Source organism: Streptomyces ficellus (genome assembly GCF_030406405.1).
GTDB classification, from domain to species: domain Bacteria; phylum Actinomycetota; class Actinomycetes; order Streptomycetales; family Streptomycetaceae; genus Streptomyces; species Streptomyces ficellus_B.
This window is the reverse complement of sequence record NZ_JAUEPL010000059.1, coordinates 21,229-36,821: the sequence shown is the minus strand read 5'-3', so window position 1 is coordinate 36,821 and position 15,593 is coordinate 21,229. Positions and strand designations below refer to the sequence as shown.

The window sequence follows — 15,593 nt, the reverse complement described above, 5'->3', positions numbered from 1 at the left end:
CGCTCCCGGCCGCGCCCGCGGCTCCGCGCCGGCCGCCGCCCCCGCGGCGCTTCCCGTACCGGCGCCTCCCGCCTCCGCGACCACGTACATGCTGCCGACCACCCCGCGACAGGGCCGGGGCCGCCGCTCCCTGCCCACCGCCCCGCGCGGCGGCAGCGCCCGGGAGTTCGTCAGGCGGCGGCCCCGCGTGGCGAGCGCCATCGCCGGGACCGTGGCCTTCTTCGCCGCCGTACTGATCGGCATGGCGCTGTTTTCGCCCGACAGCAGTTCCGCCGAGACGCCCCGGATGGAAGTCGCGGTCACCCCGAGCGCCGCCGGCGGGCAATGACCCCCGCGCGGGGGAGTGCGGCCCTTACGGCGCGTCGGACAGCTGGGGCATCTCGCCCTCGGTGGTCGTGATGTCGATGACCGAGAACAGGGCGCCCTGCGGGTCGCTCAGCGCGGCGAACCGGCCGAACGGGCTGCTCATCGGGCCGAAGCGCAGCACACCGCCGCGCTCGGTGGCCTTGGCCACCGCCGCGTCGCAGTTGTCGACGGTGAAGTACACATTCATGTACGGGGGGACTTCGGGCGGGAATTCGTCCGTCATTCTCATCCGGCCGAGGACCGGGTCCTCCCCCAGGCTGAAGACCCTGAAGTCGACCTCATCTGGGGTCTCCATCGTCTTCGCCCGGTAGGGGAAGACGGCGGGGAAGAAGGCGTCCGCCTTCTCCGGTTCCCGGGTGAAGATCTCGGCCCAGCAGTACGCCCCGGGCACCGCCTTCGCCTGGAACCCCTCGTGGGCGCCCGCCTGCCACAGGCCGAAGACGACGCCGCTGGGGTCACGGGCCAGCGCCATGGACCCGAAGTCGCCGACCTGCATCGGCTCCATCAGCAGTTCGCCGCCGTTCTCGCGGATCTTCCGCGCGGTGGCCGCCACGTCGGGGGAGGCGAGGTACAGGCACCACGCCGACTGGTCCTCGGCGCCGGGCATCGGCGGCACGACCGCCGCGACCGCCTTGCCGTCGGCGTACGCCTCCGTGTAGTCGCCGAACTCCGACGACGCCTCGCCGAAGGTCCAGCCCAGCACGTCACCGTAGAAACTCTTCGCGCCCTCCACGTCGGTGAACATCGCGTCCGCCCAGCAGGGCATGCCCTCGGGTAGTCCAGCCATGGTCTCGTCTCTTTCGCACTCGTTACGCGGTCGTGGTCGCGGTCGCGGTCGCGGTCGCGGTCCGGTTTCGCACCTTTTCCGCACTTCTCACGCTTGTCACGCAGTTCTCACGTTTCTCACGTTTGCCACGCTAACGAGCCCTACCCCGGTCCGCTCGCCGAACCGGTTGACGAGGTGTCATAATGCGAACGTAGCCCATCGTGCATCCCCCGTCGCGGTGGGCTACACCCCTGTCCGTACACGCCAACGGCCGTGCGGCACACGGGCAAGGGACTCCCCTCGTGACCCCCTGCCCGTGTTTTTTCGAGTTAACAGTGACGTAGAGTGCTTGCGCAAGTCTGTTCCTGACGCCGGCGCGGGATGCTCCCTTTGTCGCTGATGCAAAGACGCCAACGTTCTGTGTCGATTACAGTACGAGCCCGTTGACCGACTCGAACATCGCGCAACGTGGGGACCGGATGGACAACGCCGAAGAGCGCACGCCCGAACTGCGGACGTTGCGGCAGAAGGTCGAGTACATGGTCGAGAAGACCTTCCCGGGTCAGAAGGTCTCCGGCCGGGTCTTCGCCGACCTGGTCAAACAGCGCGGCGGCTCCCTCTCGCACAGCTATTTCTCCAACATCCTCGCCGGCAAGGTCACCCACCCCTCCGAGGACATCCTCAAGGCGCTCGGCCTCGGCTTCGGCGTCGACTGGCGCTTCTTCAAGGATGAATCGGAAATCGTCGACGATGTCGTCGCGGGCCTGCAATTCCTCGCGAGACGGCGCACCGGGGACATCAGCGGCGTCGCCGCCCGTGGCAATGACGACGACGGGCTTCCCGCCGAACTCCTCCGGTACGCCCTCTCCCTCCTGGAGGAGAACAAGGGGAACAAGGAGCCCAAGGGCCTCCGGACGGACCCCGGCGGCGCGGAACCCGGCCGGTGAACTCGCTGATCATCACGAGTCAAGAGGCCCATGCGCCAGCTGCGGAGAGAGTGCGAAGCCGGTCTCGCCGACCTGCCCATCCCCGCGCCCTTCAGCATCGAGGCCTGGTCGCCAACATGGAGGCCGCCCGGGGCCGCACCATCGTGCTGCGCGAACTGCCCGACCACCTGGCCCGGGTCAACGCCGCCTGCGGGCTGCGCCTCACGTCGGGCGGCACCAGCGTCGTCCTGTACCGCCGCCGGCCCACCGCGTACCAGACGCAGCACGTCATCCTGCACGAGCTGTGCCACGAGTGGTTCGACCACGGTACGACGCTCGACGCCGCCCAACTGCGCCGCCTCCTGACCGTGTTCGACACCTCGCTGATCTCCCGGGTGCTCGACTCGGGCGCCACCGTCCAGGCGCGTCCATCCCGGCGCTCAGCAAGGGGTGGCGGCGCGTGAGGCTGTGGCGGGCGCAGGCGAGGCTGCATCCGCTGTGGCGCGAGCTGATGGCCGCCTTCCCCGACCAGTCGGTGGACTCGGCGGTCGCCTCGGCCGTGGTGGCGCTGCTCTCGGTGGTGCACTCGCCCTGGTGGCTGGCGGCGTACGCGATGACCGTCGCCGTGTGCTGGTCACGGGTGGCGCTGCGGTACCACACGGTGGCGCAGACGGTCGCCGGTGCGTCGCTGGGCGCGGCGACGGCGGCGGGGTTCTGGCTGCTCTGACCCCTGGTACGGGCGCGTGGCTCAGCCGGCGGCCAGCAGCTCCGCCAGGAACGCGTCCAGCTCCTCCAGGCGCTCCTCGCCCGCCGGCACCGCCTTGTACGTCCGCTCCAGGAAACGCCACAGCGACGGCACCCACACCGTGAACAGGGCGGTGTGCAGCAGCTCGATACGGAGTTCCTCACGGGTGCCGTTGAGGTACGGCCACACGCGGACGTCACCCTCGCCCAACGGCTGCCGCATCCCCTCCCGCAGCATGTCGCGGTCCAAGCGCCACTCGGCGTACACGAAGCCGCCGTGTGTGAAGCCCACCGTGACCGCGTACGGATCGCTCGGGTCGTAGGTGAGGTGGGCCAGTACGGGGATCTCATGGCCGTCCGGCGAGAGCAGCCGCATGAAGATCTTGTCGCGCAGGACCGCGTCCATGTCGTTCCTCCAGGGGGTGCTGGCTGGTGACGGAACCCCCTTTCCAGTGCCCCGGGAACCAGCAGAAATGCGGGGGGCACGGGAGGCTGGGCGGGACGCGTGGGATGTGCCGCATATGGCCTATGCCCGCTCTTCGTATGGCTCGTCCGCACCTGCCTGGGGGTGCTGCCGGTACTCCGGTCGGCCGCACACCGCAAGCGGGCGGCAGGCCCCGTTCATACGGTGGCTGAATGATCGTCAGTTCTCTCGCTGCCGTCCTGCTGCTGGTGGTGTCCGCGTCCCCCGTCGCGGCCGCCGCCCCCCGGCCCGTCGAGCCCATGCCGCCGCCGGTGCCCGCGGTCGCCGCCCCGGCGCTCCTGCACCGCCCCGGTACGCAGGTCCGGCTGCCGCGCGGGGTGAAGGCCCCGCCCCGGCTGTCGGCCCGGTCGTGGCTGGTCGCCGACGCCCGTACCGGCGACGTCCTCGCCGCTCACGACGCGCACCGGCGCCTGCCGCCCGCCTCCACGCTCAAGGCGCTGTTCGCGCTGGCCGCGCTGCCCGACCTGTCCGCCGCGCGACAGCACACGGTCAGCGAACACGAGCTGCGGGGCATCGGGGAGGGCAGCAGCATGGTGGGCGTACGCCCCGAGGTCACCTACCGGATCGCCGACCTGTGGCGCGGGGTCTTCCTCGGCTCCGGCAACGACGCCGTACGCGTCCTCGCGGGCCTCAACGGAGGCTGGGAGGCGACCGTCCGCGAGATGCAGGCCACCGCCCTGGCGCTGGGCGCCCGCGACACCCGGGTGGTGTCCCCGGACGGGTACGACGCGCCCGGCCAGGTCTCGTCCGCGTACGACCTGGCGGTCTTCGGCCGGGCCGGGCTGGCGAACCCGGACTTCGCCCGCTACGCCGGCACGCCGTACGCCCGGTTCCCCGCCGGGCGGTGGACCTTCGGCATCCGCAACACCAACCGGCTGCTGACCGGCGCCGACGGGGTCGGCCGCTACCCGGGGATCCTCGGGATCAAGAACGGCTACACCAGCAACGCCGGCCACACCCTGATCGCCGCCGCCCGCAGGGGCCCGCGCACGCTGGTCGTCTCGGTGATGAACCCGCGCCGGGGCGGTCCGTACGCGGTCTACGAGGAGGCCAGGCAGCTGCTCGACTGGGGATTCGCGGCGGCGCCCCGTGTCCCGCCGGTCGGCTCGCTGCTCCCCCCGCGCGCCCCCGCCGCCCCGGTCGGCGCGGCGGCCCCCGCCGCACCGCCGCGCCGGGCCTCCCCGTCCCCCGTCACCACGGCCGCCGCGCCGCACACGGACGGCGGCCCCGGGCTCTTCCTCCCCCTGACCTTCGTCGGCTCGTCCTGCCTGGCGGCGGCCACGCTCTGGCTGGTCCGCCGCCGGACGGCCGGTTGACCGCGTCGGCGGGTCCAGGTCGAGCGCGCGGTAGCGGGCGCGTACGGACCGCACGGCCCCGAGGCGGTCCCTACCGGACCGGTGTATGCCCCGTTCAGTTCGGGACGACCGCGCTCACCTCGAAGACCTCGCCGCATACCTGGAAGGACCGGGCCGGGGTGCTGAGCGCCGCCGTCTCACCCGGGGCGTACACCGTGATGCGCGAGGCGGGTGGGCGGCAGGGCCGGTCGGAGACGCCCTTGGCGACCGTGTGCAGGGTGGCGACGCCGGTCTCGCCCGGGGCGAGCACCACCGCCGTGGGGCGCGGCCCGGCCTGGCGGGTGGCGGGCGGGCCGATCGGCTCGCCGGATGCCGTGAGCAGGGAGACGCCGGGGTGGCCCTTGAGGGTGCAGGGCGCGGTCCCGGTGTTGGTCAGCAGGAGCGGCAGGTGGATGTCGCCCGCGCCCGGCTCGGCCCGCCCGAGGGCCAGATCCAGCCGGTCGGCGGTGCAGCGCGCGGACGCGGCGGCCGGTTCGGTGCGCGGGGGAGTCTCGTACGAGGCGGGGGGCGCGCCCTTGTCCGTCCCGCCGACCTGAGCGCCGCACCCGGCCAGGAGCGCCCCGCTCAGGGCGCCCACGAACGCGGCCAGGATCAGTGGACGTGGGCCTCGACATGTCATGTCCATCCGGGTGCCCGCGCCCGGCACGGCGTAACCGCCGCTACCGGTCGGTCGCCCGTGACATGGCGGCCCGGACGCGGGAGCGTAGGCCCGGCGCACGAACAAGCCGCGCGAGCCGATGGAGGAGACCGTCATGCCCATCCCTGTGATCCTGGACTGCGACCCCGGGCACGACGACGCCTTCAACATCATGCTGGCCGCCGCCCACCCGGCCATCCACCTGCTCGCCATCACCACCGTCGCCGGGAACGCCACCGTCCGGAAGACCACCCTCAACGCCCGCCGTGTGTGCACCGTCGCCGGGATCGAGGGCGTACCGATCGCCGCCGGGCGCGCCCGGCCGCTGCACGGCGCGGGCATCGTGGCCGGGAACATCCACGGCGACTCCGGGCTCGACGGCCCCGGCTTCGGCGAACCGACCGTCCCGCTCGACCCGCGCGACGCCATCACGCTCATCCGCGAAACGCTGCTGGCCCACCCGGAGCCCGTCACCCTCGTACCGACCGGCCCGCTCAGCAACATCGCCGCGTTCCTGCTCGCCCACCCGTCCCTGGCCGCCGAGCGGGTCGAGCGGATCGTGCTGATGGGCGGCTCCACCGGGCGCGGAAACCGCCACCCGGCCGCCGAGTTCAACATCCTCGCCGACCCCGAGGCCGCCGACATCGTGTTCTCCAGCGGCCTGGACGTCACCATGATCGGGCTGAACGTCAGCCACCAGGTCCCGGCCACCGCCGATGTCCTCGCCCGCCTGGAAGCCCTCGGCACGCCCCTGTCGCGGCTGTGCACCGACCTCCTGACGTACTTCGGCACCACCTACCGCGAGGTGTTCGGCTTCGAGGCCCCGCCCCTGCACGACCCGCTGACCGTCGCGCACCTCATCGACCCGGACCTGATCACGCTGGTCCACGCCCCGGTCGCCATCGAACTGACCGGCACCCACACGCGCGGCGCCACGGTCGTCGACCTCGACGGCGTCACCGGCCGCCCCGCCAACGCCCGCGTCGGCACCGCCGTCAACGCCCCCGCCTTCTGGGACCTGATCATCGACGCGGTACGCACGCTCGGGTGACGACGTACCCCTTAGACGGCGCCCTCCGCCGCCGCCCCGACGAACGCGGCGAAGGCCTTCGGCGTCACGGTGAAGGCGGGGCCTTCGGACCGCTTCGAGTCGCGTACGGCGACGTGCGCGGTGAGGTCTGCGACCTCCACACAATCACCGCCGGTGCCGCCGCTGTACGAGGACTTACGCCAGGCGGCGGTGCCGAGGGGTGCGCACTCGATGCAGTCGCCGCCGTTGGTGCTGCTGTAGCTCGACTTACGCCACTGTGCGCCCGTCAGGTCCTGGCTGGTGCCCATAGCGTTCCTCCATTACGCGCGCGATCAGTGCCGCCGAGTCCTCGGGAGAGAGTCCGGCGGCCTGCAAGCGAGCGTAGCCCAGCGAACGCTTCCTGATCAGGTCGGAATTGGCACTCATGTGCGGGCAGTCGTAACCGTCCGCGTAGAAGAGGTCGGGGTCACCGTCAAAGCGTAGGAGGTTGAAGGCACCGATCGTCCCCGCGTGTTGACCTACCGAGAGCGGCAGCACCTGAATCTGCACCCACTGCCTCTCGCGGAAGTTCAGCAGGTGCGCGAGTTGGTCGCGCATGACCTCGCGGCTGCCGATTTCTCGGAGCAGGAGGGCCTCATCCAGCACCACACAGAGCACCGGCGGCTGTTGGCGCTCCAGGATGCGCTGGCGGTCGAGCCGGGCGGCCACCATCTCGTCCACCTTGTCAGCGTGATCGACTTCCAGCAGCGCCCGGGCGTACGCCTCGGTCTGGAGCAAGCCGTACACGACTTGCGTCTGGAAGGTCGAGATGTACGTCGCCCGCGCTTCCATCTCCGCGTACGGCTGGAACCAGTGGGGCAGTTGGTGCCGCATCACCAGCCCATGCAGCCGCGTCAGTATCCCTCCCGTCATGAGCGCCGCGTCCACGCGTTCCGAGAACTCCCGTGTCGGTACCCGCCTCGCCAGCTCGATCATGCCGACGAGCGAGCCGGTGACGAAGATGCAGTCCCCGAGCTGCTTCTGGCTCATGTTCGCCGCCTCCCGCAGGCGGCGCAGCTCCGCGCCGTAGTAGTCCAGCGGGGACGCGCTCGGGTCCAGGTCGCGGATGTTGTGCGTCGTCATGGTGGCTGAGGGTAATCGCCCGACCGCGTACAGGTGACCTGAATCACTCAACTGGCCACTTCTCGCCAGAAGATGGCGGGCGCGGCAGGAAGTGCCGCGTCCGGTGCAGGAAGCTGACATGCGCGTCCGGCCCGACGCTGCTGTTGCGGTGGCATCGTCTTCCTCGTCAGAACGACCCGGCAGGTCAAGGGGGAACAAGTGAACGCGCAGTCCCGGCGTCATGCGGTTCGTGTCAGGTCCATCGTCGTCCTGGCCGTCTCCGCCGTCATCGTCTGGGGATCGACAGGTGTGGCCGGTGCCGCCGCGGAGCAGCGGTCGTCGCTGTCGATGACAGAGCGCGAGCACTCTTCGCACGGCCTGGTGGGGCGGGCGCTCGAACACTTCTGTGAGAAGCATTCGGGCGACCGTAAGCCGCCTCCGCCTTTCGACCGGCTCTGCAAGCCGGTCAACGGATGGCAGTGAACTGACGGACCAGAGAAGAAAAACAAACGGGAGATAACAGTGAAGAAGGCAATTGCCGGTGCCGGTGTGGTTCTCGGCGGCGTCGCCGCCCTGCTGGCCACCCAGGCTCCGGCTCAGGCGGCCGCGCCGTCCGTGACGGCCACCGCGGCCGTGCAGACGGTGGAGTCGAAGACCGACGTGAAGCCGAGGTGGATCGGTTCGGTCGCCAAGGCCGCCGTCGTCCACGGCAAGGCGCTGGCCGGCACGCAGGCCATCCGCAGCCAGGTCGGCAACGTCGCCCGCATCGCCAGCCTCGGTTCCGCCCCGGCGGACACCACCAGCAAGGGCGCGGCGTCCGTCGAAGAGGTCTTCGACAAGTGACGAGTCATCTCGTGATCAGGAGGGTGGTGCTGCTCTGCGGCGCCGCCCTCCTGGGCCTTCATTTCGCTGTCGCCGCTTTCTCCCAGGCTCCCGCCACCCCCTTGAAGGTCCGGCACTTCGACAAGGTGAAGGGCTACCTGGATCCCTACTTCGTACAGAACTGGATGCTTTTCGCGCCCGATCCCCTCGCCGACGACCGGGGCGTGCTGGCCCGGGCGCAGTGCCGGGACGGGCGGGTCACCGACTACCACGACGTCACCACTCCCTATGTGCGCAAGGCGCAGGAGAGCAGGTTCTTCCCTTCCCGGATGTCGCGGCTCGTGTCGGCGCCCATGCAGTCCATCAACGCGACCGACCCGCTGCTCGACCGGCTGCGGGAGAAGCACAAGGACGGGAAGGGCAAGGTCCAGTTGATGCCGGAGGAGCAGAAGGCGCAGGACAACGCGGTCCGCTTCCTCGCCCGCTACTCCCTGACCCAGATGCCCGACGCCTGCGGCGGTGACCCCCAGCGCGTCCAGGTGCGGATGTATGTGCGCGAACTGCCGGCCTGGTCCAAGCGCGACGCCCCGGTGAAGCCGGGCGAGGACCCGGTGCAGGTGCAGGACTTCGACTGGCTGAAGGCGGACGAACTGCGGTGATCACCTCCCTCCGCGCGCGGCTGCGCGCCTCGAAGAGCCGTTCCCTGACGTCGATCGACCAGTTCGGCTCGACGCCGTTCGCCGTCCTGGGCGTCTCCGGGACGCGGGCACTGCTCGGCTTCGTCGGCTTCATGTTCTACGTCTCGCAGTACGCGGACCGGCACTATCTCTTCGGCCCCTCGGGCGTCGAGTCCTGGAGCCGTTTCCTGACGATCCTGGAGGAGACGGACACCTACAGCCTCTACGCGGTCAGCACCTCGACCGCCTGGTTCGAGTTCCTCTTCCACCTCGGCATGCTGCTGGCGCTCGCCGTCACGCTGGGTGTCGGAGGGCGGCCGGTGCTCGCCCTGCACGGGGTGTTCCTGTGGTCGGTCTACCAGCGCGACCAGTTCCTGCTGGACGGCGGCGACAACCTCGCCTATCTCGTCATCCCCATGCTGCTGCTGACCCGCTGCTACGACCGGCTCTCCCTGACCAGTGGCCTGGCGGAGCGGGTCAAGGACCGCCTGCCCGGCGGACTGCGCGCCACGCAGAACCCCCTGCACAACCTGGGTGTGCTCGCCATCGCGGTGCAGATCTGCCTGGTGTACGTCACGAGCGGGCTGTACAAAGTGCAGGGCAAGCTGTGGCAGGACGGCACGGCGCTCTTCTACATCATGCGCATCCCGGAGTTCGAACTCCCCGGCTGGTCCCGCCTGGTGTACGACAACGACCTGCTGGTGATCGGCGGAACGTACGCCACCACCCTGTTCCTGGTCTACTTCCCGCTGGGCGTGCTCGTGCCGAAGCTGCGTCCCTGGGCCGCTCTCGCGTCGATCGGGTTCCATCTGTCGATCGCCTTCTTCATGGGCCTGACCGGGTTCGCCCTGACGATGGTGGCCTGCGACCTGATCTTCCTGAGCCGGCCGCTCGGCGCGGGCGTCCGGCTGGCGTACCGCCTCCGGGAGCGCGTCGGGTCCCTCGCGGGACAGCGGGCCGGATGGCCGAAACAGCCCGCCGTAACGGCGGCGCGGACGGCCTCTGCCGAGAATGCAGGCTGATCGTCCGGGCGCAGGCGGCCGTGCCGCCCGCCCGGACGGGCCGTAATACACACGAGCGGGAGTCAACTGTGGCGATGGTCGGACTGTTCTGGATCACTGCGGAGGCGGTGTACGTGGGTGCCCCGCCCGGCACCGAGGGCCGTGGTGTGCGGCTGACCGGTGAGGGCGTGGAAGCCGCCGGGCCCGATGGCTCGCGTACCTGGACGTGGGCCGAGCTGCGCTCGGCGACGGTCGAGGGCGCCCCGGTGAGCAGCGCGTCCCGCCGCCGGCTGTCGCTGGCGGTGGAGACGGTGCTCACCGCCGCGCTGGGGGGCACGGGCGAACCGCCCGAGATGATCGTGCGGCTCGACACCGCGGACGGTGTCGTGGAGTTGCCCGTCCACTCGGCCGCCGCCGGTGCGTACGAACCCGAGGAGGCCGCCCTCTCGCAGGAGCTGCTGGCCCGGTTCGCCGACGGCACCGCTTCCCCGCTGACCCTCATGGAATGGGGCAGGAACGCCGACGGCTCGACGCCGAAGCCGGCGGAGCGCCAGGCGCTGCTGAGGGAGTGGGCCGGCACATGAGGCGGTTGCTGCGCCCCGCGCCGCTCTGCGCGATCACCGGCGGCGGGTTGGTGCGCGCCGAGCACGGCCATGACCCGGACGCGTACGTCGAGATCGGCTCCTTCACCAAGGTGCTCACCGGCACGCTGCTGGCCCGGCTGGCCGAGGCCGGGCGGCTCGACGCCGACGACCGGCTGACCGGGTGGCTCCCGGCCGTTCCCGCCACCTCCGGCATCACCCTGCGGCAGCTGGCCGACCACACGTCGGGCCTTCCCCGGCTGCATCCGCTGCCGTCCTCGACCGATCCGCGCGATCCGTACGCGACCCTCGGCGCCGAGGAGTTCGACCGGATACTGCGGCGGCTGGACGAGATCGCGGTGCGGCGGCCCGGGGCCACCGAGGAATACTCCAACCTCGGTTACGCCGTGCTCGGCGCCGCCCTGGAGGCGGCGGGCGGCGGCACGTACGAGGATCTGCTGCGCGAGTACGTGCTCGGCCCGCTGGGGGTGGCCGAGGTCACGGCCCGGCCGCCCGCCGACCGGACTCTGACCGCGCGTGGCCTGTTCGGGCGGCCCCGCGCGCCGTGGACCATGACCGGCCCCATCCTGCCCGCCGGCGGCCTGTGGGCCACCCCCCGGGCCGTTGCCGCCCTGGTGACCGGCCTGCTGGTGGACCGGGCGCTGGGCGGGCCCGCGCTGTCCTGGCAGAGCGCGGGCGAACTGCGCTGGCACAACGGAGCCACCCGGGACGCCTCCGTCTTCGCCGGTGCCTTTCCCGGCACCGGCGTCTGGGCGGTGGTGCACCGGCTCGGCGGCCGGCCCGCCGGCACGGACCGGGCCGGGCTGAAGCTGCTCGCCGAGGCGAAGAAGGCCCCGCAGGGCCGACAAGCACCGAGAGGCCGATGAAGGGATGACGGACGTCGACGTCGCTGTCGTCGGCAGCGGCCCCAACGGACTGGCCGCCGCGGTCACCATGGCCCGCGCCGGTCTGCGCGTCGAGATCCACGAACGCGCCGGCGACGTCGGCGGCGGCCTGCGCACGGCCTCGCTGTTCGACAGCGAGGTCGTGCACGACCTGTGTGCCGCGGTCCACCCCATGGCCGCCGCCTCGCGGTTCTTCCGCGAGTTCGGCCTGACCGCCCGGGGGGTGGACCTGCTGCACCCCGAGATCAGCTACGCCCACCCGCTCGACGGCCGGCCCGCCGCCCTCGCCCACCGCGACCTCGCCGCCACCTGCGCCGGACTCGGCGCGGACGGCGCGCGGTGGCGGCGGCTCATGGCACCCCTGGTCGAGCACAGCGAGGGTGTCGTCGACTTCATGCTGTCCGCGCAGCGCTCCCTGCCCGGTGACCTCACCGCCCCGGCGCTGCTGGCCCCGCGGGTGCTGCGCCACGGCGGCCCCTTCCACGGCTTCGCCACCGAGGAGGCGGCGGCCCTGCTCACCGGGGTGGCCGCGCACGCGGTGGGCCGGCTGCCGAGCCTCGCCTCGGGCGCGATCGCCGTCATGCTCGGGCACCTCGGGCACGGCACGGGCTGGCCGCTGCCGAGGGGAGGCAGCGCCGCCATCGCCCGGGCGCTCACGGACGACCTGGCGGCGCACGGCGGCCGTATCCGCACGGGGTCGCCCGTGGGGGACCTGCGCGAGCTGAAGGGCGCGCGGACCGTCCTGCTGGACGTGGCGCCCAAGGGGTTCCTCACCCTCGCCGGGGGCCGCCTGCCGGACCGCTACGCGCGCGCCCTGGCCCGCTTCCGGTACGGCCCCGGCGCGGCGAAGGCCGACTTCCTGGTCTCCGCGCCGGTCCCCTGGCGCGACCCGGACGTCGGCCGCGCCGGTACGGTCCACCTGGGCGGCGACCGCGCCACGATCCTGCGGCAGGAGACCCGGGCGGCGCGCGGCGTCCCGACCCGCGAACCGTTCGTCATGCTCGTCGACCCCGCCGTCACCGATCCGGGCCGGGCCGTGCGCGGCAGGCGGCCGGTATGGGCGTACGCGCACGTGCCCAACGGCGACACCCGCGACCCGCTGCCCATGATCCGGGCCGCGATCGAGCGGCACGCGCCCGGCTTCACGGACACGGTGCTGGCCGAACGGGCGGTCACCGCCGCCGGGTTCGAGGCCTACAACCCCAACTACGTGGGCGGCGACATCCTGGCGGGGGCCGTCACCCTCGGCCAGTCGCTGCTGCGCCCGGTGCCGCGTGTCGACCCCTACCGGACCCCCCTGCCCGGCGTCTACCTGTGCTCGGCGTCCACGCCGCCCGGCCCCGGCGTTCACGGCATGGCGGGCTACTGGGCGGCGCGTTCGGCCCTGCGCCGCGAGTTCGGCATCCGTACGGCTCCGGATCTCGGTCCCGCGTCATGAGCGGCGGCAACGGCCGCCCGGACGTGCGCATCCGGGTCGTGCGCCGGGGTGCGGACGCGCCCGCCGCGCCCTTGACCGTGATCCGCCTGCTGGCCCTGCTCCCGCCGGAATGGCCGTGCGCCACGCGCGTGTCCGCCGACCGGATCACCCTGTGGGTCGGAGTGGCCGAGGACACCGCCCGCGCGGCGGTGGCACAGGCGCTCGGGGACCGCGCACTGCGCGGCTGGTGCCTGCCGGACGCCTCCCGGGACGCGTCCCCGGACGCCGCTGCGGACTGATGTCGCGGACTGATGTCGCGGACTGATGGCGCCTTCCACCCCGGCCGTGCGCCGCAGGGTTCAGATCCAGCCACGTTCGCGGGCCAGCAGGGCGGCCTGAGGCCGGCCCGCCGCACCCAGCAGCTGCATCAGGTCGGCGATATGGCGCCGGTAGGTGCGCACGGAGATGCCGAGCTCGCGCGCGCCGATCTCGTCCTTGCTGACCCGGCACATCGACGCCAGCACCCGCTGTTCCAGTTCGGTGGGGTGGTCCGTGGCCCCGCCGTCGTCGTCCTGCGGCGGCAGGGGCTCCGCCTCGCTCCAGATCTTCTCGAACAGGGCGAGGACATTGGCGACGAGGCCGTCCTCGCGGGCCAGCAGCGCGCCGCGCGTGGTGTCATCGGGGTCGGCGGGCACCAGTGCGGTGCTGCGGTCGTAGACGAGGATGCGCTCGGTGACGCTCGGCGCGACCCGGATCAGCGCGCCCTGCGAGGCCAGTTCGCGCAGATAGCCGGCGGTGGGCGGATGGTCCAGCGCGGTGCGCGGCAGGACGCTGCGGATGCGCACGCCGCGTCGCAGGCAGCGCTGGTCGAGGGGGCGGGCGTGCGCGATGTTCTCGGGGGTCAGCTCGCCGTACGGCTCGACGGAGAGGATCTCCTCGCGGGCGAAGAAGGCCAGATCGTCGATCCGGGCACGGATCAGCTCGACGTCCGCCAGCCGTTCGACGCACGGTGCGGCGACGCCGTCCCTGGCCTGCTCCTGCCGCAGTTCGGCGACGAGGTGGCGGGACTGGGTGACCCGGGCCAGCTCCTCGTGGAGCTCGCGCAGGCGCAGGTCGGTCAGACGGTCCACGGCCGTCTCCGGGTCGGCGGCCGCCAGCGCGTCCGGTCCGGTGCGGTTCAGCACGCCCAGCGCGCACAGGCGGAGCACGCTCTCGCCGACCTCCTGCCGCGGCAGGCCGAGCAAGGTGTGGATCTCGTCCTCGGAGGTGTGCGGGTTTCTCAGGAAGTGCCGGTACACCGCCTCCTGCGCGGCCGTTATCCCCAGCCCGGACATGTCTGTTCTCATCGCGTCGCGCCCCCGTCGTTCGCCACCTCGAACGGCCGTGTGCGATGGGCAGGATGGTCGGTCCCGCGCCGGTCAGGAGGCCGTCCCAGCGTGATTGGCCTGGAGTCTAACTCGGGGATATGACAGGCTGGTTCGCTATTTTCCCGCCGCCCCCTCCGGCCGCCGTGGCCACGCCGTCCGGCCGGGGATCAAGGAGTCGCCGATGACCGCGCACCCCGCGGTGTCCCTCGCCCGCTCCCAGCGTTCGCTGGGCGACCCGGGCCTGCGCTACCCGCTCCATCCACCGCTCCTGCGGGGCTGCCCGCGCACGGCGACGGCCGACATGGTCTACCCGGTCGAGGTGGACTACGCCTACGAGGACACCCCGGCGGACCTGTTCACGCGCCCCATGGGCGGCGGCGGGCTGGAGCGGTGGGCGCCGTTGCTCCCGCCGCTCGACGCGCCGGGGCTCGGCGAGGGCGGTACCGCGCTCGTTCCCCTCGGTGACGGGCTGTGGATCAAGGACGAGTCGCGCAACCCCACGTGGAGCCATAAGGACCGGCTCAACCGGGTCGCGGTCAGCGCGGCCGTCCGGGTGGGCGCCAAAGGCATCGCGGTGGCCTCCTCCGGCAACCACGGCGCCTCCGCCGCCGCCTACGCCGCGCGGGCCGGGCTGCGCTGCGTCGTCCTGACGTCGGCCGGTACGCCCCCGGCGGTGGCCTCCTTCCTCCAGGCGTACGGAGCGGACGTGTTCGCCGTTCCGCAGGAGGCCCGCTGGCCGCTGCTCGCCGAGATCGGCGACCGGCTCGGCTACCACACCGTGAGCAACCTGACCCGTACGCACACCGGTCACCCCTTCGGACCGGAGGGGTACAAGACCATCGCGTACGAGATCCATGGCGAACTGGGGGTTCCGGCCGCGGTCTTCGTCCCCACGGGCTACGGCGAGCTGCTGTTCGGTGTCTGGAAGGGTTTCCGCGAGCTGCGCGACCTGGGCGTGACGGACACGGTGCCCCCGGTGTTCGGCTGCGAGCCGGCGACCGGCGGCCCCTTGGCGGCGGCGATCAGGACCAGGGCTCCGGCGGCCGTCATCGAGGTCGGTACCACCGGCGCGTACGCGATCGACTGCGCGGCGGGCGGCAACCGTGCCGTCCGTGCGGTACGCGACAGCGGGGGTGACGCGCTGCTGGTGACGGACGAGGAGCTGACCCGGGCCCGGGACGAACTGGCCGGGCAGGGCGTGTGGGCGGAGTTGTCGGCCGCGGCGGGGCTGGCGGGGTTCCGGCAGTGGGCGGCCCGGGAGGGTGACGTCGACGGACCGGTGGTGTGCGTGTCCACCTCCAGCGGCTTCAAGGACCTCGGGGTGGGCGGCACACCGCTCCAACCGATCGAGCCGACCTGGGAAGCGGTTTCCCGGGCGCTGGGCCGGGCGTAACCAGGGTGTCAGAGGAGCAGC

The 15,593-nt window shown here is 72.3% G+C and carries 18 protein-coding genes and 3 pseudogenes; 15 read left to right on the top strand and 6 right to left on the bottom strand.

Going from position 1 to position 15,593, the window contains the following annotated elements; translation table 11 throughout:
* Nucleotides 1-328: pseudogene (locus QWM81_RS27675) on the top strand (serine/threonine protein kinase); the annotation flags it as partial.
* Nucleotides 329-352: 24 nt separating this feature from the next.
* Here the strand turns inward: QWM81_RS27675 and QWM81_RS27670 are convergent.
* Nucleotides 353-1,153 (bottom strand): VOC family protein, encoded by an 801-nt coding sequence (locus QWM81_RS27670; protein ID WP_290115145.1) that lies wholly within the window; start codon nt 1,151-1,153, stop codon nt 353-355.
* A gap of 458 nt (nt 1,154-1,611) precedes the next feature.
* On the opposite strand from QWM81_RS27670, the gene QWM81_RS27665 reads away from it, so the two are divergent.
* From QWM81_RS27665 to QWM81_RS27655, 3 genes and pseudogenes are all read left to right on the top strand, one after another.
* Nucleotides 1,612-2,079, top strand: a complete 468-nt coding sequence (locus QWM81_RS27665) for a hypothetical protein (protein ID WP_290115144.1) — start codon at nt 1,612-1,614, stop codon at nt 2,077-2,079.
* 30 nt (nt 2,080-2,109) lie between these two features.
* Nucleotides 2,110-2,486 (top strand): annotated as a pseudogene (locus QWM81_RS27660) (toxin); the annotation flags it as partial.
* Between the two features lie 104 nt (nt 2,487-2,590).
* Nucleotides 2,591-2,785 (top strand): annotated as a pseudogene (locus QWM81_RS27655) (hypothetical protein); the annotation flags it as partial.
* Nucleotides 2,786-2,806: 21 nt separating this feature from the next.
* Here QWM81_RS27655 and QWM81_RS27650 read toward each other — a convergent pair.
* Nucleotides 2,807-3,208, bottom strand: a complete 402-nt coding sequence (locus QWM81_RS27650; protein ID WP_290115143.1) for an SsgA family sporulation/cell division regulator — start codon at nt 3,206-3,208, stop codon at nt 2,807-2,809.
* A 230-nt stretch (nt 3,209-3,438) separates the two neighbouring features.
* On the opposite strand from QWM81_RS27650, the gene QWM81_RS27645 reads away from it, so the two are divergent.
* Complete coding sequence (locus QWM81_RS27645; protein ID WP_290115142.1) at nt 3,439-4,602, top strand: D-alanyl-D-alanine carboxypeptidase family protein; 1,164 nt, start codon at nt 3,439-3,441, stop codon at nt 4,600-4,602.
* Between the two features lie 94 nt (nt 4,603-4,696).
* Here QWM81_RS27645 and QWM81_RS27640 read toward each other — a convergent pair whose 3' ends face one another.
* Complete coding sequence (locus QWM81_RS27640; protein WP_290115141.1) at nt 4,697-5,218, bottom strand: DUF4232 domain-containing protein; 522 nt, start codon at nt 5,216-5,218, stop codon at nt 4,697-4,699.
* Nucleotides 5,219-5,393: 175 nt separating this feature from the next.
* Here QWM81_RS27640 and QWM81_RS27635 point away from each other — a divergent pair, with 175 nt between their 5' ends.
* Nucleotides 5,394-6,329, top strand: coding sequence for a nucleoside hydrolase (locus QWM81_RS27635; protein ID WP_290115140.1), 936 nt, complete (start codon nt 5,394-5,396; stop codon nt 6,327-6,329).
* Between the two features lie 11 nt (nt 6,330-6,340).
* On the opposite strand, the gene QWM81_RS27630 is transcribed toward QWM81_RS27635, so the two are convergent.
* On the bottom strand, nt 6,341-6,616 hold the full coding sequence (locus QWM81_RS27630; RefSeq protein ID WP_290115139.1) for a DUF397 domain-containing protein: 276 nt from the start codon (nt 6,614-6,616) through the stop codon (nt 6,341-6,343).
* A complete protein-coding gene (locus QWM81_RS27625) occupies nt 6,576-7,430 on the bottom strand; it encodes a helix-turn-helix domain-containing protein (RefSeq protein ID WP_290115137.1) in 855 nt (284 codons plus the stop codon). Before QWM81_RS27625 ends, QWM81_RS27630 begins: the two co-directional genes overlap by 41 nt.
* A 198-nt stretch (nt 7,431-7,628) precedes the next feature.
* Between QWM81_RS27625 and QWM81_RS27620 the strand changes: the two genes are divergently transcribed.
* The 8 genes from QWM81_RS27620 to QWM81_RS27585 all read left to right on the top strand — a co-directional run bounded on the left by QWM81_RS27620 (nt 7,629) and on the right by QWM81_RS27585 (nt 13,111).
* Entirely contained in the window at nt 7,629-7,892 is a 264-nt protein-coding gene (locus tag QWM81_RS27620; RefSeq protein ID WP_290115136.1) for a hypothetical protein, read from the top strand.
* A gap of 39 nt (nt 7,893-7,931) precedes the next feature.
* The gene (locus tag QWM81_RS27615) at nt 7,932-8,252 is read left to right on the top strand and encodes a hypothetical protein (protein ID WP_290115135.1); all 321 of its coding nucleotides are present in this window, start codon (nt 7,932-7,934) and stop codon (nt 8,250-8,252) included.
* Nucleotides 8,249-8,890, top strand: a complete 642-nt coding sequence (locus tag QWM81_RS27610) for a DUF5819 family protein (RefSeq protein WP_290115134.1) — start codon at nt 8,249-8,251, stop codon at nt 8,888-8,890. The genes QWM81_RS27615 and QWM81_RS27610 overlap by 4 nt, the downstream gene beginning before the upstream one ends.
* Nucleotides 8,887-9,930 (top strand): HTTM domain-containing protein, encoded by a 1,044-nt coding sequence (locus tag QWM81_RS27605; protein WP_290115133.1) that lies wholly within the window; start codon nt 8,887-8,889, stop codon nt 9,928-9,930. The genes QWM81_RS27610 and QWM81_RS27605 overlap by 4 nt, the downstream gene beginning before the upstream one ends.
* Nucleotides 9,931-9,998: 68 nt before the next feature.
* Nucleotides 9,999-10,493 carry a hypothetical protein gene (locus QWM81_RS27600; RefSeq protein WP_290115132.1) on the top strand — a complete coding sequence of 165 codons (495 nt, stop codon included), beginning with the start codon at nt 9,999-10,001 and terminating at the stop codon, nt 10,491-10,493.
* Complete coding sequence (locus tag QWM81_RS27595; RefSeq protein WP_290115131.1) at nt 10,490-11,377, top strand: serine hydrolase domain-containing protein; 888 nt, start codon at nt 10,490-10,492, stop codon at nt 11,375-11,377. Before QWM81_RS27600 ends, QWM81_RS27595 begins: the two co-directional genes overlap by 4 nt.
* A 4-nt stretch (nt 11,378-11,381) precedes the next feature.
* Nucleotides 11,382-12,833 (top strand): phytoene desaturase family protein, encoded by a 1,452-nt coding sequence (locus QWM81_RS27590; protein WP_290115130.1) that lies wholly within the window; start codon nt 11,382-11,384, stop codon nt 12,831-12,833.
* Nucleotides 12,830-13,111 (top strand): hypothetical protein, encoded by a 282-nt coding sequence (locus QWM81_RS27585; RefSeq protein WP_290115128.1) that lies wholly within the window; start codon nt 12,830-12,832, stop codon nt 13,109-13,111. The genes QWM81_RS27590 and QWM81_RS27585 overlap by 4 nt, the downstream gene beginning before the upstream one ends.
* A 60-nt stretch (nt 13,112-13,171) precedes the next feature.
* On the opposite strand, the gene QWM81_RS27580 is transcribed toward QWM81_RS27585, so the two are convergent.
* Nucleotides 13,172-14,146: a helix-turn-helix transcriptional regulator gene (locus QWM81_RS27580; protein ID WP_290115127.1), complete on the bottom strand. Its 975-nt coding sequence runs from the start codon at nt 14,144-14,146 to the stop codon at nt 13,172-13,174.
* 214 nt (nt 14,147-14,360) lie between these two features.
* On the opposite strand from QWM81_RS27580, the gene QWM81_RS27575 reads away from it, so the two are divergent.
* Complete coding sequence (locus tag QWM81_RS27575) at nt 14,361-15,572, top strand: threonine synthase (protein ID WP_290115126.1); 1,212 nt, start codon at nt 14,361-14,363, stop codon at nt 15,570-15,572.
* The last annotated feature ends 21 nt before the right edge of the window (nt 15,573-15,593 follow it).